Source organism: Glycomyces tenuis DSM 44171 (genome assembly GCF_000427885.1).
Lineage (GTDB): Bacteria > Actinomycetota > Actinomycetes > Mycobacteriales > Micromonosporaceae > Glycomyces > Glycomyces tenuis.
Window position 1 is genome coordinate 187,556 of record NZ_ATYW01000001.1, and the last position, 20,853, is coordinate 208,408.

Below are 20,853 nucleotides of genomic sequence, written 5' to 3' on the forward strand. Positions count from 1 at the left end.
GAAGGTTTCCTTCCTGTGTTAGGGGCCGCCCGGTGGAACAAGATTGGTAGTCGTGAGCCACCGGGCGGCGGCTTGCATTCTGCCCTATGAAATTTTCGGAGCGCCGAGCGCATCCGTCGTAAAGCCTCGTAAACGAATCCGTTCGGCTCGTAAGCCTCAGAGCCGCTTGTGAACTCGCGGAAGTGCTGACAACATGGTGACGCATGATCAACTCACCGTCAACACCGGGTCCAAAAGCGTCTAGACGAGATGGCAAAACGCTTGTGGGGCAGGGCCTTCGGCCCTGTCCCACAAGCGCATATAAATATATGGAAGTCGTCTAACCCTCGCTCTGCAATTCAGCTGCAAGGGTCTCCGCATCGGACAGGTAATCATCCAGCCGTGACTTCATCTCTGGTGACTGATCGACGATCTTGCGAAGCGCCAACAGCTGATACCGAAGCTGATCCTCACCACTGATTTCATCCAGCAGGTGATCCTCACCGAAGACCGCACGAATGAGCCCCTCAACCACCAGCGCCTGGATCGGTGGCTGCGCATTGCGATAGTCGTATCGCATCTCATCCACGAACCGTTTGATCGCAGCCTGGCTCTGGTCGGTCGCGAAGCGATGCTCAAGCGCGCCGCAGAACAGTGCAGTCACATAGATGTTGTAAGCATTTCGATCTGCATCGGTGATCTGGTCATCCAGCTCCCCGGCTCGCTTCGCATCTCCCGAAACGGCGGCCCTCATGACCTCACGGAACAGCGGATAATTTGCCATCGCTCTTGCCCTTCCTTGCCTTCACGAATCTAGAGACACCCTCCACCGCTACCACAGCCATGACGAGCATTGAAGCTACCGTATCCTCAACCGCCGCTTTGGCCGCTGGCTGTGGCCCGAGAGTCGCTGAAGGCGGATCGGGAGTCCCCACCGTCTCATACAGTTGTGGATTGCGCGGAGGCTCATAGGCCTCACTCATCGACTGGTAAGCCGATTTAGCGGTCTTCTTCGAGGTGCTCTCTATGCTCTGGATGTTTCGCACCAGCCTTTGGCTGACCCGCCGGGTCTTTGACTCGCCCTTGTCATCCTCGGCTCCCTCGTGCTCCTTCTGGAACGAGCCAGGGGCGCTCGTAAGCTCTGCGTTGCCAGCTTCTCCACGCTGGAGCGACAGCGGCAGTGTATCCGCGCCCTCCGACAGCGGTTCGCCGTCCGGCCCGACCACCTGCACACCCGCCGGACCCGCTTCACCCGAACGGTTCGCCGGTGCCCCCGGCCCGATCCCGTGAATCGCGGCCATCACCTGCCAGCGCGCCTTCTCCAAACTCCCCTCAAGCACGGCCCTGCCGCTCTCGGCCTGCTCAAGCTCCTGTTCGACGCGCTCCAAGTTCCGGGCTATGTCCTCGGCTCCCAGTGCGACGGCCTTACCGGTCGCCGTCGCCAAGACCTGCTTGGTCGCCGCGACCTTGGCCGCCAGCTGCGCCACCCGCTCCTTGTCGGCCTCGATCTTCTCGGCCAACTCGCGCATCTCGCTCACGCCGACCGACCGCCGCCCTTGACGGCGACAGCCGCGCCCCTCGCTTCCTCGAACTGCTGCGCCATTGCGATGCACTGCGTCTCGCACTCGTCGAGCGTCTGCTTCGCGGCGTTCAGCGCGTGGCCTTCCACCTTGACGCCCAAGGCCTGCAACCGCCCGAGCACTTCCTCGGCCTGTCGCCTGCTGCCCGCGATCAGGACGGCGATCTCCTCTGCGGCCTGTTTGTCGGCATCGATGGAGGTGACCACGTCGTCTATCAAGCTCATTGCGGGGCAGGGCCTCTCAGGGGTCGATCACAGCTCGCCACCCGGCCGCGCCGATACCTTCCGGTATGTAGGCAAGCAGCCAGTGTCCGAAACGTTACTAGATCCCGCCCACCGCCGCAGTCCTCCGCCCGCCGCACAAGAGGAGTCCGGTGCAACGATCCACATAAATATTTGAATCTTCAACCAATTGTGTCCACATCGGCTTTCTTGTAGCGTGATTTTCACCAGGCCTCAGTCGGCGACCGGTACCGGCCCTGACGGGGGAGGCCGCTCCGGGTACCGAGACACGGAGGACATTCGTGATGAGATCAGTCTCTCGCTCCCTCAGGTTGATGCTCGCCATAATCGCCGGACTGGTGATGAGCGTGGGGTTCACGGCCTCGGCGACCGCCCAGGCCGAGGAGCCCGCCTCAGAGGCGAGCTGGCACCTGTCCGACTATGAGCAGCGGATCTGCATCCCCGCCAACGGCTCCTACTTCACCTACTTCGTCGGCTTCATCGCCGGTTCCTGGGACGCACCGCTCGTGGCCGACGTCCACGGATTCCCCGAGGGCACCGAGATCCAACTGCCCTCGCCGGTCCCGCCGGACGACAACGAAGACCGGTACATCGGGACCATCTGGTTCGCCGTCGACCTGCCGCCGCTGGACTACGGGGAGTACCCGGCCACCCTCACCGTCACGGACGGGACGGTGACGCAGACGATGCCGATCATGATCAAGGCCCAGGAGGAGTGGGGCTGCGGCCCCGTCTACTGAGACCACGGCGCTCCGCCGGCCGGCGACCTCATCCGACACGGACGGCAGGCCGACCCGCCGGCGGAGCCGACTCGTCCGCGAGGAGCGGGGCCGGAACCCGAAGCCCAGGGACCACTCCCGCAAAACACTCGACACGGCTGCGGGCCTGCGGAATCCTGGGCCGATGGAATCGAACGACATCTGGGACGCCGAAGCGGCCCGCAGTTACGACACCCCCGGCGAGGGCATGTTCGCGCCCGAGGTCCTCGGCCCGACCGTCGACCGGCTCGTCGAGCTCGCCGAAGGCGGCCGCGCCCTCGAACTCGCGATCGGCACCGGCCGCGTGGGCGTGCCGCTCGCCGAGCGCGGCGTGCCGGTGACCGGGATCGAGCTGTCCCCCGACATGATCGCGCAGCTCCGCACCAAAGTAGACGAAACGGCGCTGCCGGTGCTCGAAGGCGACATGACCGCCGTCCGGGCCCCGGGCGAGTTCCGCCTGGCCTACCTGGTGTTCAACACCATCTCGAACCTGCTCACCCAGGACCAGCAGATCGAGTGCTTCCGCAACGCGGCGCGGCACCTCGTCCCGGGCGGGCGGTTCGTGATCGAGCTGTGGGTGCCCGAACTGCGCGCGCTCCCTCCGGGCCGCAAGGCGACGGTCGGCGTCGTCGAGGACGGGTACATCCTGCTCGACACCTACGACACCCTCAAGCAGCACGTGGTCTCCCACCACTTCACCTTCGACGGAACCCGGCAGGCCCGCCTCGGCCGCAGCCCGCACCGGTACATCTGGCCGTCCGAACTGGACCTCATGGCGCGGCTCGCCGGCTTCGAACTCGAATCCCGCCACGCCGACTGGCAGGGCGGCGAGTTCACCGCCGACTCCCCGTCCCACGTGTCGGTGTACCGGCTTCCTTAGGCGTCTTCGCCGCGCCGCGGTCGGCCCCGGACGAGACGGCGGCCGGTCACCGCATCGGCTGCTGGACGATCACGATCGACGGCGGCCTGCCGGGAGTCCAACTGCGCGTCCCACGGGCCAACACGAGAATGAACGCGACGAGCGCCAGCACCGCGCCGACGGACAGGACCCAGAACGCGATGGGCAGCCACGTCGCCTCGAAGGGGTCGTCGACCCATCTGCCATCGACGCTCATCGTGTCGTCCTCCTGCTCCCGCATGAACATGTGCATGTAGGGCGAGCCGACCCCCATCGCCACGAAGACCGCGCCGAGCCAGATCGCGCCGAAGATCCGCGCCCCTTTGCGGCCCTTGCCCAGGCCCCAGGCGATGAGGGCGTTGACGACGAGCACCGCCAGCCCGGCGACACCGATGCCGATGAGGAGGAACATCGACTCGGAGTGGTTGTCCAGATAGTCCGAGAGCGCGGGGTAACCCCAGATGTCGGCCTCATGCTGGACATCTTCGAGCTGCTGTGGGAACACCACGAACGCGGGGATCGCCAGGAGCAGCAGAAGCACTTGCACCACGGTCACGACGCCCGGCTTGTGGGCGGGCCGCTCCGGCTGCGGTGGCTGCTGCGTGTTCATCATGTTCGGGGCGAGCGGGGCGCCGTCGGGGCCCGCCGCGCCCTGCGCGTCCGTCGCTGCGACCGCCTGGACTTCGCCGCGCTGGATGCGGTGCATGAGGATCCACGCCCTCGCCGACTTCGAGAGCAGCAGGACCAGGAGGACGCCGTACAAGGCGCCCAGCGCGAAGCCGATCACCAGCGGGAGGGCCGAGTACTGGCTGACCGCGATGCCCAGCACGATGGCGACGAGCCCGGCCGCGAGCCCGAGGACGGCGGAGACCACCGACCAGATCCAGGCCCAGCGTTTCCCGCGCTCGATGTGGATCGGCGAGAGCAGGCTCTGCACGGTGAAATAGACGGCGACCGTGAGCGTGACCAGGCCGAGGGGGGTGAAGGTGTCGGCCAGGCTGATGATGGAGAACAGGTCTCCGAGCAGCGAGAGCGCGGTGAAGAACCAGAGGATCGCTTGGATGCCCTTGACGGTGCCGGGCTTGGCCATGCCGAGCTGAACGGGCTGACCGGGGTAGGGGGCGCCGGTGTCGGACGCGGGGCCGTACGCGCCGCCCGGCCCCATCATCTGCTGCTGCTGGGGAGGCTGTGGCGGCTGCTGCTGCGGCAACGGTGGCGGCTGGTTCGGCGGCGGAGGTGTTTGCCCTGGAGTCCAGTTGCTCGGCGGCGGCCCCGGGGGAGGGTACGACATCAGCTCGGCTCTTTCGGATCGGCTGCGCAAAACCACAGATTACTCACCTAATGCACACCGGCCCCGAAGGCGCAGACAAGGAGGTCAAGGCGGCGAAGCAAGCCCCACCCGCGACAAGCCGCCACCGACGCACCGCCGGTCACTCCTCGACGCGGACCAGCCGCCACTTGTCCCCATCAGGCACCGGCTCCCACCCGGGCGGCCATACGTGCTCTTCGTCTTCAAACTCGATTCGGTACACAATCGCCTCGTCCATTACGAACCGACCATCAGGCAGAGGCGAACCCTCAGCAGTCTCCTCAGTACTCTCGAACCGCACCTCATCGAACCAGGCAGCACCCCCGAACCGCACCCCATCGAACCTGGCAGCACCCCTGAACCGCGCCTCATCGAACCCGGCAGAGCCTCCGAACCGCACGCCGCCGAACCCGGCAGAGCCTCCGAACCGCGCACCACCGAACCAGGCATCGTGCTCGAACCGCGCCTCACCGAACCAGGCAACGCGCTCGAACTGCGCCCCATCGAACCAGGCTTCGCCCCCGAACCGCACGCCGCCGAACCAAGCATCACCCCCGAACCGCACCCCATCGAACCAGGCAGCACCCCCGAACCGCGCCTCACCGAAGCTGGCCTCGCCCCCGAACCGCACCCCATCGAAGCTGGCAGCACCCCCGAACCGCACCCCAACGAAGCTGGCAGCACCCCCAAAATACGTCCCAAAAAATGAAGTCGAACGGTAAAAACGTGCGCGGTCAGCTTTCAATATGGGAAGCTGACAACCATCGAAATCGGCATCGATAAGGGTCGCCCCGGTGAGATCGACATGTTCGAGGTGCCAGAATTCATCTGACTCATCCGGTCTAGCGTCATCCCGTTCTTCTTCTGGTCGAGGGTCTTTCAGGTGACCGGCCAAAAGCCGTTGTGCGGTCATCCGCACCTCATACTCGTCGGCCGCCTCAGCGTCCTTTTGGAGCTGCTCTTCGGTGGGCTCAGCCTCCTCGCCCTCATCACCCTCACGAGCTTCGCTGAGAATGTCAACCGGTGGCGTGTACCTGCGCCGCAGATAAGCGCACCAGACCTCCGAAATCACCTGCCGCTGCTCGGGATGGTTGCGCCCCAAGCGATCGAGCGCGTACAGACCGCCCAACCTCACCGGCGCTTTCTCGTGCCCCAACTGCTCGACCGCTTGCACGTACTGCTCGGTGATCCGCCGCTGCTCAGCGTCATACTCGGTGTGCTCGTGGACCCGCTCCTGATGCCACTGCCGCCTCGTGAACAAGCCCAGCGTCGCAAGCCCACCGAAACCGAACGCGATCGTGAACGCCGCCTGCATCGCATTCGCCCGATCCTTCGGCTCGTCCACGGACAACGGGTCCACCAGCCACCACGCCCCCGCACCGGCCAAGACCACGGCCATCCCCGCAGCCGCGACGATCCACCCCCACCAACGCGATCCGGCTCCCCTGCGCGTCTCTCTCATGTCGCCAGTCTGCCCCGTCCCCGCACTCACCACGTCCCCCGCTCCTGCCGCTCAGGCGCTCTGCCCCACCGATGCATGGCGAGCACCTCACTGGCCGCCGTTTCGGCTAGAGCTCGCTGCCGCACAAGATCGCAGCGGTGCGCCCCTCGATGTCGGTGACCTCCCAGTAGAAGTCGCCGCCACAGGTCGCCTCCTCGGCAGCCTCGGCATCGGACAGCTCCCCGGCTTCGTCGAGCTCGACGGTGCCGACGACTTCGTAGACCGCTTCGGAAGAACCGCAGTCGACCGTCCACCAAGACTCGCCGTCGTCGAAGCAGGCGCCGTCGCCGGGAATGTAAGGAGTGCGTGCGTCCGATCCGGGGTCGGGATCGCCGAGCGCTCTGGTGCAGTACATGGAGTCGACCGCGCCCGAGGAGTACACGTACTGCCAGTTGGTCCACAGCTCGCCGAAGTAGGGGGCCCCGTACCTCACGCCGCAGAGGTCATAGGCGGCTTGGTGGTCGAGGAGGCCGCCGTCATCGTCGACTTCGGCGTCGATCTCGTAGGACTGGGCGGTGATCTCCCAGAACGCCCTGGGGTCACCGCAGTCGATCACGCTGAGGCCGTCGCCTACGGCCTCCGGGTCGTAGGGCAGGCACCGGCCGACCTCGGGGCGCTCATCTGCGACGGTCATGTCGAAACCGACGTCACTGCTGTAGCTCCAGGAGACCGAGAGCCCGTTGAATTCCGCCTCTTGCTGACCGCTGTAGCCGTTCGTGTTCCACATGCGGGATTCCACTGAGTCAGGAAGGTCGATCGCCTCGAAGATGCAGTTCAACTTGTCGCCGTCAATGCCGGGGTCTTCTTCCGCGAACGCCCGATCCACCGTCAAGGTGCGGCCGTGGTCGCCGACGCGGACGCTCTCCTCAGACGGTGCGCATTCCGTCCGGGCCGCCTCGAACACGGTGGGCCGCCCGTCCTCCTTCGCCTCGGCAACGGCATGGACGCCGCGGTCGCCGCCCGGGGTCGGATCATCGGGAAGCACCACCAGCAGCGCTGAGAGAGCCGCGCCCGCTGCCAAGGACGCGACACTCAAGGACCGCCAGTGGCGCCGAACGAATCCCCGGCAGCGCTGCCGGAAGGGAATCGGTGGCGGCGGGGCCGGCAGAGTCGATGGCGGTGATGAGGGCGCTCCGGCGATGGCGATGTCCCCTTCACCGCTGAAGTGAAGCTGCGGCATCGCGTTCCCGGAGCCGGCCTGAACCTGGAAAATGTGGTCGTACAGCTGCCGGACGGTGAAGGGAACGCCGGCCTCGGCGAGTCTCAGGCCCTGGATGAACGCGTCGGTGAAGGGGCTCGGACCGTCTTCACCGGTCGAGTCCGGGACGAGCTCGGTGGCACTCGAGCTGGAGATGACGCACTTGCCGCGCCCGGTCGCGTTCACGATGAGGTCGCCGCCGCGGAATGCGCCGCTGTAGCAGCAGTCGAGGACGGTGACCGTGGTCGTGGCCGGTGACTCGTCGATCAGGCTCTCGACGTCCTCCTTGTATCGGAGGGCGGTCACCGGCAGCGAGTCGGTCTCGGAGTCATGGGCGCAGAGGTGCAGCTTGTTCAGCAGGTCGAGTTTGCCGTGGCCGCTGTAGTAGAGCAGCAGCACGTCGTCGCGTTCGGCCGATTTGACGAAGAACTCGTACAGCGCCTTGCGCAGCTCCTGCACCTCGTAGTCGAGCAGGTCGAGAATGTCACTGGCGAACAGGCCGGTCCGCTCGTCGGTGAGCGCTTGGCGGAGCTCCTTGAGGTCGGCTGCGGGTCCGTGCAGTTCGGGAAGTCCGTGGGGGTCGCGGGGGAAGGAGGCGTTCCCGATCAGCAGTGCGCGGTAGCGGCGCGAGGCGGTCATCAGCGGTCTTCGAGCATGCGGCCGATCGACTCGGTGAACGCTTTGAAGGAGCGTCGGTCGAGGCGCTCGCCGGTGATGCTGAGCTTGCGTTCTTTGCCGGTGTCATCGGTCCAGGTGACGGTGAGCGAGCGGGTCTTGTCGCGGCCGAGCCAGGCGCGGAAGCAGTGTTCGGCGGCCAGCAGCGCGCCGGAGGAGCCGAGGGCCAGGATCACGGTTTCGAGGGTGCCCTTGGCGTCGGGGGCGGGGGCCGAACGGAGCGATATCGTGCCGACCTCGTCTCTGAGGCTGGCGTGAAGCTCGGTCACCTGGGCACGCCATTGCCCGCTTTCGATGTCATATGTGCCTGTATCCGTCGCGATTGTCACTTCCGGCACCAAGGCCATGATCACCTCACAGTCGGGTATGAACAAGATGATAATTCACACCAGCGACGCGGCGCGGGACCCGAACCCGCCGATCACTCCTCGATCCGAACCAGCTTCCACTTGTCCCCATCGGGCACCGTCTCCCACCCAGGCGGCCACGCATGCTTTTCATCCTTGAAGTTGACCTGATTCACGACCGCATCGCTCATATCGAGCCGAACAGGCTCGCTTTCTGAATTGTCCACTCTGGCCCCAAGTTGTAGATCTTCAAACTTAACTATGCCGCCAAACCTCGCTTCCTTGAATAGGGCGCCGCCCTCGAACCATGCGCTGAAAAACAAGGCACTACGTTTAAACCATGCTGCTGTGAAACCAGTGTCACCCTCAAACCGCACCCTATTGAACCACGCAGAACCGTCGAATCGCGCTAGAGGAAACCAGGCAACGTCTCCAAACCGTGCCCCAGTGAACACGGTGGTTCCACTGACTCTGGCCCCAGTAAACCAAGCGTCACTACTAAACTGCACCTCAGCGAACCGGGCTTCGTCCTTGAATTGCGCCGCGCCGAATCTAGCAGCACCTTCAAATCGCGCCTTATCGAACCAAACTTCCCCTTCGAACCGCGCCTTGGAAAACTCAGCATCGCCCTCGAAATACGTCCTGTTAAACTGAGCAGAACGACAAAGACGAGCACGGCCGATTTTCATTTCCGGAAGTCGACAATCTGCGAAATCGGTATCGACAAGGGTCGCCCCAGTGAGATCAATATGCTCGAGATGCCAGTACTCTTCTGACTCGTTCGGTCTAGTGTCGTTCCGTTCCTCCTTGGGCCTTGGATCTTTCAAGTGCCCGACCAAGAGGCGCTGAGCGGTCATCCGCACCTCGTACTCGTCGGCCGCCTCGGCTTCGGCCTGGAGCTGCTCCTCGGTGCGGTCGGCTTCTTCACCGCCTTCATCACCCTCGCGAATCTCACCGATGATGTCGACCGGCGGCGTGTACCTGCGCCGCAGATAAGCGCACCAGACCTCAGCGATCACCTGCCGCTGCTCGGGATGATTCCGCCCCAACCTGTCAAGCGCGTACAAGCCGCCCAGCCTCACCGGTGCCTTCTCGTGCCCAAGCTGTTCGACCGCCTTCATGTACTGCTCAGTGATCCGCCGCTGCTCGGCGTCATACCTCGCGTCGTCTGCGACTCGCTGCTGGTGCTCGTAGGCCCGTTCGGATTCCCGCCTGGCATCGGCGGCCACCTGCCGCTCGTGCTCATGCACCCGCTCCTGATGCCACTGCCGCCTCGTGAACAACCCCAGCGTCGCGAGCCCACCGAAGCCGAACGCGATCGCGAGCGCCGCCTGCATCGCATTCGCCCGGTCCTTCGGCTCGTCCACAGACAACGGATCCACCAGCCACCACGCCCCCACACCGGCCAGGACCACGGCCACCGCCGCAGACGCGACAATCCATCTCCACCAGCGCGGTCCGGGCTCGTTGCGCTCCTCGCTCATGTCCTCAGTCTGCCGCGCCCTCGCACGCGCCGGGTCCCGCGAGCCGCCGCTGCTGGCGCACTGCCCTTGCGATATGGGACGATCGACAGGGAACACCGATCCGGGAGCATCGATGACCGAAACCCCCGAGTTCCAGAACAGGTTCGAAGGCAACGTCAAAGCCGTCATCCAAAGCGAGCGGGTCAATCTCGGCGTCGAGTCGCAGCACTTCACGCCCTGGGAGCTGTGCCACCGACCCCGAGCCTGGACCGACCGCGAGCGACACCTGCAAACCCTCGTCGAAACCCTGGAATCACCGCACCGGCGACCGATCGTGCTCACCGGCCCCTCAGAGGTCGGCAAGACCGCGCTGGCGAGCGTCGCCGCGAGCATGGTGAAGCACCGCTACCCCGACGGCGTGCTCCACATCGAACTGAACGGCACCTTCCCGGACCACGCGTTGAGGTCCGCCCTGGGGCGACTGGGGCAGCGCGATATTCCGGGTGGCTTCGAGGACCTGCACAAGTGCTACCTCTCGATTCTCGCCGTGAAGCGAGTGCTCGTGATCCTCGACGGAGCCCGCACCAAGTACGACATCGAGAGGTTCTGGCCGCGGTCCGACTCGGCCGCCTACATCGTGCTGACCTCCAGAACGCTCAGCTGGCACGAAGCCTCGCAGACCCACCTTCCGCCGCTCGCTGCCGAGGACGCCGCCGAGCTGCTGCAACGGGCGACCACGCTCGACTCCGCCGTCGCCGACCAGCTGGTGAAGGCGTTCGGCGGCTCCCCCGGACAACTGCTGCGAGCGGCGGGGATCGTGTCGCTCGACGCCGTGAACGTCGAAGAGCTGCTCGGGCTCGTCGGCGAGGGGCGTGAGCGGCGGTTGTTCCTCAAAGCGTTCGAATCGGTCGGCGAGGAGACGCAGCGCGTCTACATGGCCCTCAGCCGTCTGCCGATGCCGATCCTGGAGCAGTCCCTGCTCGACGCCCTCGACGCGGATTTCGACGATCCGCCCTCTGAGGACCTCAAAACGGTGGGCCTGATCGTGGAAGCAGGTCCCGATCAGTGGCGTCTGGCCCCGGATCCGCAAGATTCCGAACGGAAGGCATCACGCGTGGCGGTGGCCGCGTGCATGAATTCGGATCCGAGAATCCTGAGGAGGGGAGGCGTGCCGCCGTTCTCTCCTTCTGACACCGACCTGGTTCGGCGAGGCTCGGAGCGGGGCGGGACCGATGCGTGAGGATACGAGAAGGCTCGTGCGCTGGTATCTGAGGAAAGCGCAGCTGGCCGATCACCTGGTGACGGGAGAGCGGTCCCGCGCCTGCCCCGAGCCGATCGACGACGTCGAGACCTCGGGATTCGACAGTGCCGACGAGGCGTGGGCCTGGCTCGCCCTCAACCGTTGGAATCTGCTGTCCTTCGTGTACACCGCCAACGCTGAGAAGCTCTATTTCGAGTCCTGGGCCATCGCCGAGGCGATGTGGGCCTACTTCTCGCGGAACAGCGACGACCCGGCATTGGCGAGCTGCTACGAGTACGCGTGTCACAGCGCCCTCAAGACCAACGATCTCATGGCGGGACGACAGTTGCGGGACCTCATGCTGCGAGCCGGCGGAAGGGCCAAGGACTTGGCCGTGAGGTGGGGGGAACTCATGGAGGACATACCCGACCGCAAGTTGTTCAGGTCTGCCGTGGCCCGCGGCGCCACTCTCGGAGGGAGCGGCTCGGCCCTGGTCGGAAGCATCGGCGCCGGTGCCATGGAAATGGTGGGGGCGGCCGGAATGGGTGCGGCATCCAGGACGAACCGCTCGAAGCGCACCGAAGACGAGGAAGAGGATCGCGTCAGCTGGCTGGAGGAAGACGACGACGTCTTCGGCTCCGACACCGCCCCGCCCGTCGTCCCTCCCGAGGACGAGGACCCTTACGCCTGACCGATGTCTCCCACGCGGCTCCGGCACGGCGGTCGACACGGAGGGCACGAGGCCCGCCTCCTCCGCGGCGACGGTCCGCGCCGCCTTCGCGCTCGAGGCGTCGACCGTCCGGCCCCCGCTCAGGCCCTGGGCGTCCAGCTGTCCACGTACACGTTGATCGAGAAATCCGCGACGGACGACCTGCCGTCGTAGTCGAGGTCGCCGAACTCGATGAAGAAGAGCTCTTCGCCGGTGTCGATGCACATCCCGTTCGGCTCCGGAGTGAACAGATGGCTTCCGCCGCTGCTGAGCTGCGCGAGCTCGATGTCCCAACGGACGTCGTACTCATCGCCGTCCTGAACGGCGCCGCCGCTCTCCGCCGCCCGCCCGCACGTCTCGGCGTCCATCGTTCCCTCGCCGGACACGACCGCGGCGGTGCCGTCCCCGATCGCCAGCACCTCGCCCCTCATGAGGCACCCCGCCCCGTTGACGAGGTCGCACGGTTCGGCGCCTTCCCAGGCGGTCGCATCGCCGGGGCACAGGCCCCAGGCCAGATCAGCCTCCCCGGGCGTCTCACCGTCGAGCTCCACCGGCATAGGGTTCTCCGCGTCGAGATCCATCACGCCCCAGAAGCACGTGCTCCCGTACCGCACGTAAGACGGAAGCTCCAGCTCCTCGCCCTGGAAGCGGGGCACCCAGTCGCCATTCGCGGCGACCTCGGAAGCGTCGGCGGCCTGCTCGGCCGTCCCGTCACCGCCTTCCGGTGGCTCCCAGTCGAGGGAAAGACTCAGCAGCACACCGATGAGGGCGACCGCGAGTATCGCGACGGCTCCCACTGCGAGCGCCCTGAAGTCCCGGGGCGCAGGGCTGGAGCGGAGGGTCCCGCGCCTCGTCCGCTCGGGCGCGGGGCCGCCCGAAGAGGGTCCGGGCCGAGTGTCGACCCGGGTCGGCGGTTCGGGGTCGGTGACCATGGTGCTGCCGGAGTCGATCCGGGTGGTGTGCTGCCCGCTCGCCTCAAGGATCCTGGTCAGTTCCCGGTGCTGCTTGCGCGTCAGCGTCACCACCGCCTCGGGCCACGGCTCGGGCGGGACGGGGCCGACGGCCGCGAGCAGTTCGGTCGCGGTCGGCCGCCGCGTCGGGTCCCGTGCGAGGCATCCTCGGGCGATCTCGCGGACGCGTTCGGGAACCGCGCTGAGATCGGGTTCGGCCCGGACCACGTTGTTGAGGGTGTGCAGCGTCGAGTCGGCGTCGAACGGCCCTGAGCCGGTGGCGGCCAGCACCAGCACCGAGCCGAGCGAGAAGACGTCGGAGGCGGTGGTCAGCGGCGCCGACTCCGCCTGCTCAGGGGACATGTAGCCAGGGGTGCCGATGACGCCGCCGGTGCGCGTGAGGTCGGCGGTCTGCTGCTCGACGGCGCGGGCGATGCCGAAGTCGATGACGCGAGGGCCCTCGCGGGTGAGGATCACGTTGCCGGGTTTGAGGTCGCGGTGGATCACCCCCGCCTCATGGATGGAGACCAGCGCGGACGCGAGCCCGGCCGCGAGCCGCAGCACCGCCTGCTCGGGAAGCGCCCCGGCGGCGTCGACCGCTTCCTGAAGCGTCGGGCCGGGCAGGAACTCCGAGGCCAGCCAGGGGACGGCGTCGTCGGGTCCGGCGTCGACGACCGCCGCCGTGCTGCTCCCGCTCACCCGCCGGGAGGCCGCGACCTCGCGGCGGAACCGCGCCCGGAACTCCCGGTCCTCGACCAGCCAGTCGCGGACGAGTTTGACGGCGACCCAGCGGTCGTCCGGCCCGTAGGCGAGCAGGACGCGGCCCATCGCGCCGCGGCCCAGTTCGGCGACGGTTCGGTACGGGCCGATCCGCATCGGATCGTGGGGTGCTAAGGGCTGCATGGGGTCTCCGAGCGTCAGAACCGGACTGTTCCAGGCGGTGACCGAGACCGCGGCACGCCCGCGACCGAACCGGTCACCTCGATCACCGTACTTCAGATCCGAGCTCGGGTCGTCCCGGCCGAACACTTGATACACTGAACATAAGTTCATTTCATTTTTTGGGAGGGGTTCGAGGGACATGGCCCGCACGGCCGAGCAGAACGCGGCGATGCGCGCGGCGACCCGCGACGCCGTCCTGACCGCGGCGGTCCGCGTGTTCGCCCGGCGCGGCTTCGCCGCCTCGACCATCCGGGACATCGCGCTGGAGGCCGGCATGAGCATCGGCTCGGTCTACCGGCACTACGCCTCCAAGGAAGAACTGCACGCCGAACTGCTCGACCAGGGCGCCACCGGCCTCGTCGCGCTCGCGGAGAACCTCGCCGGAGCGGGGAGCCCCACCGAGCTGGTCCGCGGCTTCACCACCCGTTTCCTGGACGACCTCACGACCGACGACGGCGCCGCCGAGTTCGTCGTCGTCCTCAACCACGGCTTCACCACCGACACGCCGCCAGGCACGCTCGACCGGCTCCGCGAGGCCCACCGCTCGATGTGGAGCGCCTTCGAGGACCTCGTCCGGCGCGGTCAGGCGGCCGGCGAGTTCGGCGACGGCTCCCCGGCCCAGCTCACGGCCTGCTACTTCGCCACTCTCGGCGGCCTGACGACGATGCGGATCGCGCTCCGCGCCGATCTGGCCGTCCCCGACGCGGACGTCGTCCTGCGAATACTCACAGAAGGAAGCAGCACATGATCGAGATCGAACGCGGCGACCGGCTGGGCGAGGCCCACCGGCGCGGGATCACCGAGGTGCTCGTCAGGGGCTTCGCCGAGGACTTCGAGTACTTCTCCTCCGACCCCGAGAAGCTCGCGGACGCGTTCGAGCACATGGTCATCCCGGAACGCTTCTACGCCGCCCTCGTCGACGGCGAGCCCGCCGCCGTCGCCTCCCTCACCACCGGGGACGAGGAGTGCTTCGCGCCGCGCGCCTCCGAATTCCGCCGCCATCTCGGCGCGGTCCACGGCACCATCAGCCACCTGGTGGTGCGGAGCCAGTTCCTCGGCGCCCCCGACGAGGCCCGCGAGGGCCTGGCCGAGATCGGCTTCGTCACCACCGCCCCCGCCCACCAGGGCCGAGGCGTGGCGACCGCGCTGATGCGCCACCTCATCGCCCTGCCCGGCTACGACGAGTTCATCCTCCGCGAGATCAAGGACGACAACGCACCGGCGCTCGGCCTCTACGCCAAGCTCGGCTTCACCGAATACGAGCGGCGGCCGGTCAAGTTCGCCCGCAAGGCCGGCTTCAAGGAGTACGTCTCCCTCAAGCTCACCCGCACGGCCTGATCCGCGCCCGGCACCCGACCGGGCTCCCGCGGGCACCGCCCCGTGCTCACCCTCCCCACAGGGTGGTGACCGGCTCCTACACTCCAATTCGAGCAGTGCCCGCTGCTCTCACGCCCTCACGATCAAGGTGGTGCCGATGTCGTGGATCAACGTCGACGCGGAGAAGCTCAAACAGGCCGCATCCGGTCTCCAAGAAGCCGAAGGCCAGGTCGAGGCCCTGGCCACTTATGCCAAAGAGGCCGACCCCGACTGGTGGACCTGGGGTGTGGCCGGAATCGTCATGGCCCCCGTCTACTTCGGGGTGGCCCAGATCTTCCACTCCTCCATCGGCGACGCCCGCGACGCCGTGTCCAGCCTGGCGGGCCGACTCGAGGACTGCGCCGCCGAGCACGAGGGGAACGACGAGGCGATCGCCCGCGAACTGGAGAAGATCGGCCAGGAGATCGGCAAGGGAGGCTCCTGATGTCCGACGGAATCGAAGAGCCGAACTGGCAGAACGGCGCCCCCACGCAGGCGCCCACCGCGAACGAGGGCAGCGCCTGGGTGCCCAGCGGCGCGGACGCGTGGAAGGCCATCACGGGCCAGGGCTCGCCGTCCGCCACGACCGCGGGCAATTCCGGCCTGAACACCTTCGGCAGCGTGGCCGCCCCGGCGGTCGCCGTGCAGAACACCGTCGCCAACGTCGGCAAGATCGAGAGCCTCACCGACTGGGACGGGTACTCGAACCTGATCACCGGCCTCGCCGGCGACATCTCCGGCATCCAGGGCATGGCCGAGAACTTCTGGAGCATGGTCGAGGGCATCACCGACCCGAAGTTCGACCCCGTGCAGTGGCTGGCCGGCAGCCTCATCGACTTCCTGATCCAGGTCTTCCAGCCGCTCGAGGACCTCGTCGGCATCGTGTCGGGCAACGAGTCCCGCATGAAGACCTCGGCATCGATGTGGAACGCGGTGTCCGGCGGGGCGCCGCAGGTGGCCGACTACGTGAAGGCCGTCGGCGACGAGAACCTGAGCGAGTGGGTCGGCACGGACGGCGAGGCCGCCCGCATGCGGGTCGCGGAGGCGAGCGAGGCCATCCGCGGCATGGGCTTCATGGCCGTCGGCCTCGAAGGCATCCTCAGCTGCATGGCCGAACTCGCCAAGGCCCTGCGCCAGGACATCGTCGACCTGATCGCCAAGGGTGTCTCGTGGGCCCTGACGCGGCTGCTGCCGCAGGTGGCCGCCGCGGTGGCGACGTTCGGCGCCACCATCGCCACCGCGATCGCCGACGCGATCTACAAGGTGGCGTCGCTGGTGATGAGGGCGGTCTCGCGGATCAAGCAGGCCGGCGAGATCTTCACCAAGGCCGCCAAGGCCATCGAGACCATCAACGAGGTGCTCACCAAGATCAGACCGGTGCTGGACTTCCTGAAGGACTACAAGGTGGGCATCAACACGGTCGCAGGGCTCGCCGACCAGGTGGGCGCCTGAGGTGCCCGGTCTGATCAGGCGACTTCGACACGTGCCGACCGGGGAGCGGGAGTACTGGCTCGCCGCGCACCCGGTCGGCGGTTTCGACGTGCGCGAGCGGGGCCGGAATCCCGGTCCCGGTCGCGGCCTGATCGCGGTGCGATCCGCTTACAGGAGCGCCGCGTCCGGCGCGGTGACCGGGCCGCAGGACCGCCCGAGGCCGTACACGCCTCTCGTCCTCATCGACGGCAGGCCCGCCGCGACGGGCTTCGGGACGGGCGTGATCGAGGTCGAGTCCGGCCTCAGGCTCGTCCAGGTCCAGTGCGGCGCTTCGGGAGCGTACGCGCACGTGGAGGTGCCGTCGGCGGGCCGGGTCGAGGTGTCCTCCACCGTTCCGCGCTGGCTCGACCATCGGACGACCGGTCGGCGCACCTCGGGCTTCCACGGCCAGTTCGAGATCGACCCCAGGAGCGGCGAGTCCGAGGCGAGCGGGCCTTGGCGCGCGGTCGATCCGGGCGATTCGCGGCGGCCCGGCTCCGAGCCGGGCACGGCGGTGCTCCGGCTCGACCTCGCCTACGTGCAGCGTCCGAGCGAGGAGGACGTCGAGTTCGGGGTCTCGGTCTCGGAGCTGGCCGACCGGGCGCGCGGCGAGCGCCGGGGGCCTCGCGGGCCGAAGCCGTTCGAAACGCTCGGAGAGCAGCTCGGCGAGGACGCGCGGGACCTCGCCGAGGGGCAGCGCCGGATCTGGAGCGAGCACCGCGCCGCGCAGAAGGAGATCTGGTCGGCGTCGGGCAAGGACAAGGCCCGTGCGATGCGCGGTCTCGACCTGCTCGGCGAGTCGCGCCGCCCGCAGGTGCGGCCCTGGGTCGATCCGCCGCGGGTCACCGTCGGCGATTCGGCGGTCCCGGCGATCTGGGGCGTGAACGAGTACCGCTTCGCGGCGGGCGCGCATCTGATCGAGGTCGCGGTCCCGCCTCCGCCGGAGCCGATCGGCCGCGGCGCCGAGGTGTCACTCGGCGGCGACGCCCGGCTCCTGTTCGAGCTGGAGCTGCCCGAGGGCACGATGACGACGATCGAGGCGATCGCCGAGATCGCGATGACGATCGACGCGGCGGGGACCGGGCTCGCCTCCTACGCGGCGACGATCGGCGCCGTCTTCGCGCCCGGGGCCTGACCCGGGAACCGCGCGGCGGCCCGGCATCGCGGCCGTCGCCCGCTCGTACCCCGGATAAGCCCTGGGCGGACGCTCCACCGCCGGTGGCCGCGGCCCGCCGGCGAGCGCGGAAGTCCCTGGGGCTCATGCCGTGCAGGCGCTTGAACGCGGTGCTGAAGGCGAACGGGTCGGCGTATCCGACCTCTCTCGCGACCGCGGCGATCGGAAGGTCGGGATCGGCGAGCAGGTCCTCGGCGAGGCACATCCGCCACTCGGTGAGGTAGGCCAGGGGCGGCTGGCCCATTACCTCGGAGAAGCGCTTGGCGAGGTGGGCCCGCGACACGCCCGCCGCGGCGGCCAGACCGCTCACGCTCCACCGCTCGCGCGGGCGCCGGTGGATCGCCTCCAGGGCGGGCCCTGCGACCGGGTCGAGCGCACCGAGGTACCACTTCGGAGCGGTAGTGCCCTGCCGATCGAACCAGCAGCTCAAGGTGCAGATGAGACCCCAGTCGAAGACCCGGTCGACCAGGGCGCGGCCGCCGGACCGGGACCGGCGGGAGAGAGCGTCGTCCAAGGCCCGGAGCCAGAGCACGTCGTCGACCTCCTCCTCCAGCACGATCACGGGCGGGAGCGCGCGCAGCAGCCGCTCGTGCCGGGGGCGCAGGTCCCGGTAGGCACCGATGACCAGCGTGGTGGAGCCGTTCGCGTCCCGCTCCGGCTCGCACCCCGCCTCGCGGTCGAAACAGGAGATCAGGTAGGTGCGGCCGATGCCGCCGATCTCGGCGTCGACGTCGGCGAGATGGAACGGCTCGGGGCCGCGGACGATCGCGGTGGCCCCCGAGGCGACCTTGTGCTCGGTGCCGTCGTGCAGCACGAGGCGGCCCCGGCCGCTCACCATGGTGAGCATGGTCAGGGGCGCGCCGTCGCCGAAGCGGATCTTCCAGGAGGGCTCCAGCGCGGCCCGGTTGACCGCCGCCCGCTCGGCGCGGATGCCGCCGAGCATGTCACTGAACGGGTCCATGCCCGCAAGCGTAGACGCTCGCAAAGGAACTTCCGGTTCTCGACCATGGCCCGTCCAGTTGATCGGCGCTGTACTGGTCGTATGAACCGAGAGCAGAACGCGAACAACGAACCGACCGCCCTGATCGTGGTGTCCCACCACCGCTCCGACGCCCTCACCGCCGCCGTCGCCGAACGCGCCGCGAAGCGGCTGGAGGCGGCCGGGTACGGCGTGGACCTGCTCGATCTGCAGGCCGAGGGCTTCGACCCTCGCAACAGCGCGGCCGACGAGCCGGACTACGGGAACCGGGACAAGGTCTACAGCGAGGAGGTCCACCGCCACATCGCCCGCGTGCACGCGGCCGACCTCATCGTGCCGGTGTTCCCGATCTGGTGGTTCGGCCTGCCCGCGTTGCTGAAGGGCTGGATCGACCGGGTGTGGAACTACGGCCTCGCGTACGGGCGCAGCGCGTCCCCCATGAAGAGCAAGCGGATGCTGTGGATCGGCCTGGCCGGCCTGCCCGAGGACGACCCGAACGCGGACCTCATAGGCGCCCTGCTCGACGGCACGCTGCGCCGGGGGATCTCCGAGTACTGCGGCGTGCCCGATGTCCGCACGCTGGCGCTGTACGACAGCGAGGCGCAGAAGCTCGAGGGCGCCGACCGCGACCGCCACTACCGGGAGCTCTTCGCGCGGGCGGACGCGGCCGTGGACGCCCTCACCGATTAGCGGACGGTCGGTCCGGGCCGCCATCGGTCCGCCGCCGCGCGGCGGCCCCTCCGGTGGAAGTCGCGAGCATGCCGGCGCGGGCCTCCGGACCGCCGCGCAGCCGGTCTCCACAGGTCCGCGCCCCCCGTCGCCGCACCCATAGACTTCGAGGCATCGTCCCGCCGGAGGTGCCCTCATGGAATCCGACCCCGACCCGATCACCGCATGGGTGCGGCGAAGCGCCGCCGAACCGCGCGAGCCCGCGCCGCCCGTCCAGCGTCCGCTTCGCCTGCGCCGCAAGCTCGCGGGCGCCGTCCGCGACGGCGTGGCCGAGGCCGCCGCGATCCTCTACCCCTCCACCCCGCAGGCAGGCGAGCACCTGTCGGCGCTGCTGCTCGAAAGCGACTCGGAGACGTGGCCGCTCGTGGACGGCACCGATCCGATCGACCTCGTCACGGCCGCCCGCGAATGGCTCGCCGTCGCCGATCCGGACGCCCGGCCCGGTGTCGACGCGCCTGTTCTCGTCGACCGTGACGCCGATGCGGAGGGCGCGCCCGCGGCTCCGCGCACGGACTACACGGACCGCATAGACCACCCGCTGCTGGTGCCGCTGTGCGCCGCGATCATCAAGGCCGTCCGGAAGCAGGCCGTGCTGCGCGGCGACGACGCCCTCCTGGAACTGTGGCTCGACTTCGAAGAGGCGTCCGGCATCGACGCGACGCGGCTGCCGACGGTCCCGTTCTTCCCCGACGAGGAGGACGACGCGCCGCCCGCCGACCCCGCGCTCGGGGAGCTCCAGGACGTGTACTCCAAGCGCCGCCCGCCATCGCTCGCGCCGTTGGTGCTGGCGCTGGCCGGGGTCGGCATCGTCTCGGACTTCTCCAAGCTGACCGGGGACGGCGGGCCGGGCTGGATCTCGGCCGCGGTCCTGCTGGCGGCGGCCGGGTTCTTCATCGGCCGCGCGGTGACCGGCGACCGCGAGAAGCCTCGATCGTCTGATGTGGATTTGCTGGAGGTGTACGAGCACGGCGTCGTGGTCAACACGGCGACCGGCGAGGAGGTCACCGTGAAGTCCGTGCGGCTCTGGGCGCCGGGCGGGAGCCCGATCGACCGGCGGACGCGCGGACTGAAGCTCGTGTGGTCGCCCGGCGAGCACTCCGAGCCGGTCTTCACCGACCTGGACTCGTTCACCTCGCACCGGCGGCTGAAGCAGGCGCTCGTCCAAGGCGACCATGTGCGGGTCGAATCCCCGCTGCCGCCGTCCTCCTCCTCTCCGGCGGCGGACGGCTGACCGCGATCGAGCGGCGCGGCCGGGACGGCACCACAGCGGTCGGCTCTCCTTGGGGGCGCAGTGCTCTCGCGGTCGAGACGCACAGTGGACGGCCTCGTCGCCGGACTCCCAGGGGTGTTCGCC

General features: G+C 68.2%; 20 protein-coding genes and 1 pseudogene. 11 read left to right on the forward strand and 10 right to left on the reverse strand.

Features of this window, described 5'->3' with window-relative positions:
• Nucleotides 1–319 precede the first annotated feature (319 nt).
• The 3 genes from YWW_RS0100965 to YWW_RS0100975 are packed head-to-tail and all read right to left on the reverse strand — an operon-like array spanning nt 320 to nt 1,765.
• The gene (locus YWW_RS0100965; RefSeq protein ID WP_155829780.1) at nt 320–763 is read right to left on the reverse strand and encodes a hypothetical protein; all 444 of its coding nucleotides are present in this window, start codon (nt 761–763) and stop codon (nt 320–322) included.
• The gene (locus tag YWW_RS0100970) at nt 738–1,517 is read right to left on the reverse strand and encodes an MLKL N-termimal domain-containing protein (protein WP_035697516.1); all 780 of its coding nucleotides are present in this window, start codon (nt 1,515–1,517) and stop codon (nt 738–740) included. Before YWW_RS0100970 ends, YWW_RS0100965 begins: the two co-directional genes overlap by 26 nt.
• A complete protein-coding gene (locus YWW_RS0100975) occupies nt 1,514–1,765 on the reverse strand; it encodes a hypothetical protein (RefSeq protein ID WP_155829782.1) in 252 nt (83 codons plus the stop codon). Before YWW_RS0100975 ends, YWW_RS0100970 begins: the two co-directional genes overlap by 4 nt.
• A gap of 320 nt (nt 1,766–2,085) precedes the next feature.
• On the opposite strand from YWW_RS0100975, the gene YWW_RS0100980 reads away from it, so the two are divergent.
• A complete protein-coding gene (locus YWW_RS0100980; protein ID WP_155829784.1) occupies nt 2,086–2,541 on the forward strand; it encodes a DUF5980 family protein in 456 nt (151 codons plus the stop codon).
• Nucleotides 2,542–2,704: 163 nt separating this feature from the next.
• Nucleotides 2,705–3,439 (forward strand): class I SAM-dependent DNA methyltransferase, encoded by a 735-nt coding sequence (locus tag YWW_RS0100985; protein WP_026928629.1) that lies wholly within the window; start codon nt 2,705–2,707, stop codon nt 3,437–3,439.
• Between the two features lie 46 nt (nt 3,440–3,485).
• Here the strand turns inward: YWW_RS0100985 and YWW_RS0100990 are convergent, their stop codons facing one another.
• The 5 genes from YWW_RS0100990 to YWW_RS33585 form a co-directional block, all read right to left on the reverse strand.
• Nucleotides 3,486–4,667 (reverse strand): hypothetical protein, encoded by a 1,182-nt coding sequence (locus tag YWW_RS0100990; protein WP_155829786.1) that lies wholly within the window; start codon nt 4,665–4,667, stop codon nt 3,486–3,488.
• A gap of 220 nt (nt 4,668–4,887) precedes the next feature.
• Nucleotides 4,888–6,111 (reverse strand): pentapeptide repeat-containing protein, encoded by a 1,224-nt coding sequence (locus tag YWW_RS33575; protein ID WP_155829788.1) that lies wholly within the window; start codon nt 6,109–6,111, stop codon nt 4,888–4,890.
• Between the two features lie 223 nt (nt 6,112–6,334).
• Nucleotides 6,335–8,104, reverse strand: coding sequence for a caspase family protein (locus YWW_RS33580; RefSeq protein WP_026928631.1), 1,770 nt, complete (start codon nt 8,102–8,104; stop codon nt 6,335–6,337).
• Complete coding sequence (locus tag YWW_RS27570; protein ID WP_051325230.1) at nt 8,104–8,409, reverse strand: effector-associated constant component EACC1; 306 nt, start codon at nt 8,407–8,409, stop codon at nt 8,104–8,106. The genes YWW_RS33580 and YWW_RS27570 overlap by 1 nt, the downstream gene beginning before the upstream one ends.
• A 152-nt stretch (nt 8,410–8,561) precedes the next feature.
• Nucleotides 8,562–9,971: a pentapeptide repeat-containing protein gene (locus YWW_RS33585; RefSeq protein ID WP_162145902.1), complete on the reverse strand. Its 1,410-nt coding sequence runs from the start codon at nt 9,969–9,971 to the stop codon at nt 8,562–8,564.
• Nucleotides 9,972–10,083: 112 nt separating this feature from the next.
• Here YWW_RS33585 and YWW_RS0101015 point away from each other — a divergent pair, with 112 nt between their 5' ends.
• Together YWW_RS0101015 and YWW_RS0101020 are read left to right on the forward strand one after the other, a co-directional pair.
• Nucleotides 10,084–11,190: an ATP-binding protein gene (locus YWW_RS0101015; protein WP_026928632.1), complete on the forward strand. Its 1,107-nt coding sequence runs from the start codon at nt 10,084–10,086 to the stop codon at nt 11,188–11,190.
• 16 nt (nt 11,191–11,206) lie between these two features.
• Nucleotides 11,207–11,881, forward strand: a complete 675-nt coding sequence (locus tag YWW_RS0101020) for a hypothetical protein (protein ID WP_026928633.1) — start codon at nt 11,207–11,209, stop codon at nt 11,879–11,881.
• 119 nt (nt 11,882–12,000) lie between these two features.
• Here YWW_RS0101020 and YWW_RS36735 read toward each other — a convergent pair whose 3' ends face one another.
• The gene (locus YWW_RS36735) at nt 12,001–13,752 is read right to left on the reverse strand and encodes a serine/threonine-protein kinase (protein ID WP_081687135.1); all 1,752 of its coding nucleotides are present in this window, start codon (nt 13,750–13,752) and stop codon (nt 12,001–12,003) included.
• Nucleotides 13,753–13,930: 178 nt separating this feature from the next.
• Here YWW_RS36735 and YWW_RS0101030 point away from each other — a divergent pair, with 178 nt between their 5' ends.
• The 5 genes from YWW_RS0101030 (at nt 13,931) to YWW_RS37150 (ending at nt 17,752) form a co-directional block, all read left to right on the forward strand.
• On the forward strand, nt 13,931–14,539 hold the full coding sequence (locus YWW_RS0101030) for a TetR/AcrR family transcriptional regulator (RefSeq protein ID WP_026928634.1): 609 nt from the start codon (nt 13,931–13,933) through the stop codon (nt 14,537–14,539).
• On the forward strand, nt 14,536–15,129 hold the full coding sequence (locus YWW_RS0101035; protein WP_026928635.1) for a GNAT family N-acetyltransferase: 594 nt from the start codon (nt 14,536–14,538) through the stop codon (nt 15,127–15,129). Before YWW_RS0101030 ends, YWW_RS0101035 begins: the two co-directional genes overlap by 4 nt.
• Nucleotides 15,130–15,265: 136 nt before the next feature.
• Nucleotides 15,266–15,592, forward strand: a complete 327-nt coding sequence (locus YWW_RS0101040) for a type VII secretion target (RefSeq protein ID WP_026928636.1) — start codon at nt 15,266–15,268, stop codon at nt 15,590–15,592.
• Nucleotides 15,592–16,599, forward strand: coding sequence for a hypothetical protein (locus YWW_RS0101045; RefSeq protein ID WP_026928637.1), 1,008 nt, complete (start codon nt 15,592–15,594; stop codon nt 16,597–16,599). The genes YWW_RS0101040 and YWW_RS0101045 overlap by 1 nt, the downstream gene beginning before the upstream one ends.
• A 31-nt stretch (nt 16,600–16,630) precedes the next feature.
• Nucleotides 16,631–17,752: a hypothetical protein gene (locus YWW_RS37150; protein ID WP_026928638.1), complete on the forward strand. Its 1,122-nt coding sequence runs from the start codon at nt 16,631–16,633 to the stop codon at nt 17,750–17,752.
• 91 nt (nt 17,753–17,843) lie between these two features.
• Here YWW_RS37150 and YWW_RS37155 read toward each other — a convergent pair.
• Nucleotides 17,844–18,752 (reverse strand): annotated as a pseudogene (locus tag YWW_RS37155) (cupin domain-containing protein); the annotation flags it as partial.
• An 81-nt stretch (nt 18,753–18,833) separates the two neighbouring features.
• Between YWW_RS37155 and YWW_RS0101055 the strand changes: the two are divergent.
• Nucleotides 18,834–19,460 (forward strand): NAD(P)H oxidoreductase, encoded by a 627-nt coding sequence (locus YWW_RS0101055; protein ID WP_026928639.1) that lies wholly within the window; start codon nt 18,834–18,836, stop codon nt 19,458–19,460.
• Nucleotides 19,461–19,635: 175 nt separating this feature from the next.
• Nucleotides 19,636–20,730, forward strand: a complete 1,095-nt coding sequence (locus YWW_RS0101060) for a hypothetical protein (protein ID WP_026928640.1) — start codon at nt 19,636–19,638, stop codon at nt 20,728–20,730.
• Nucleotides 20,731–20,853: the final 123 nt, after the last annotated feature.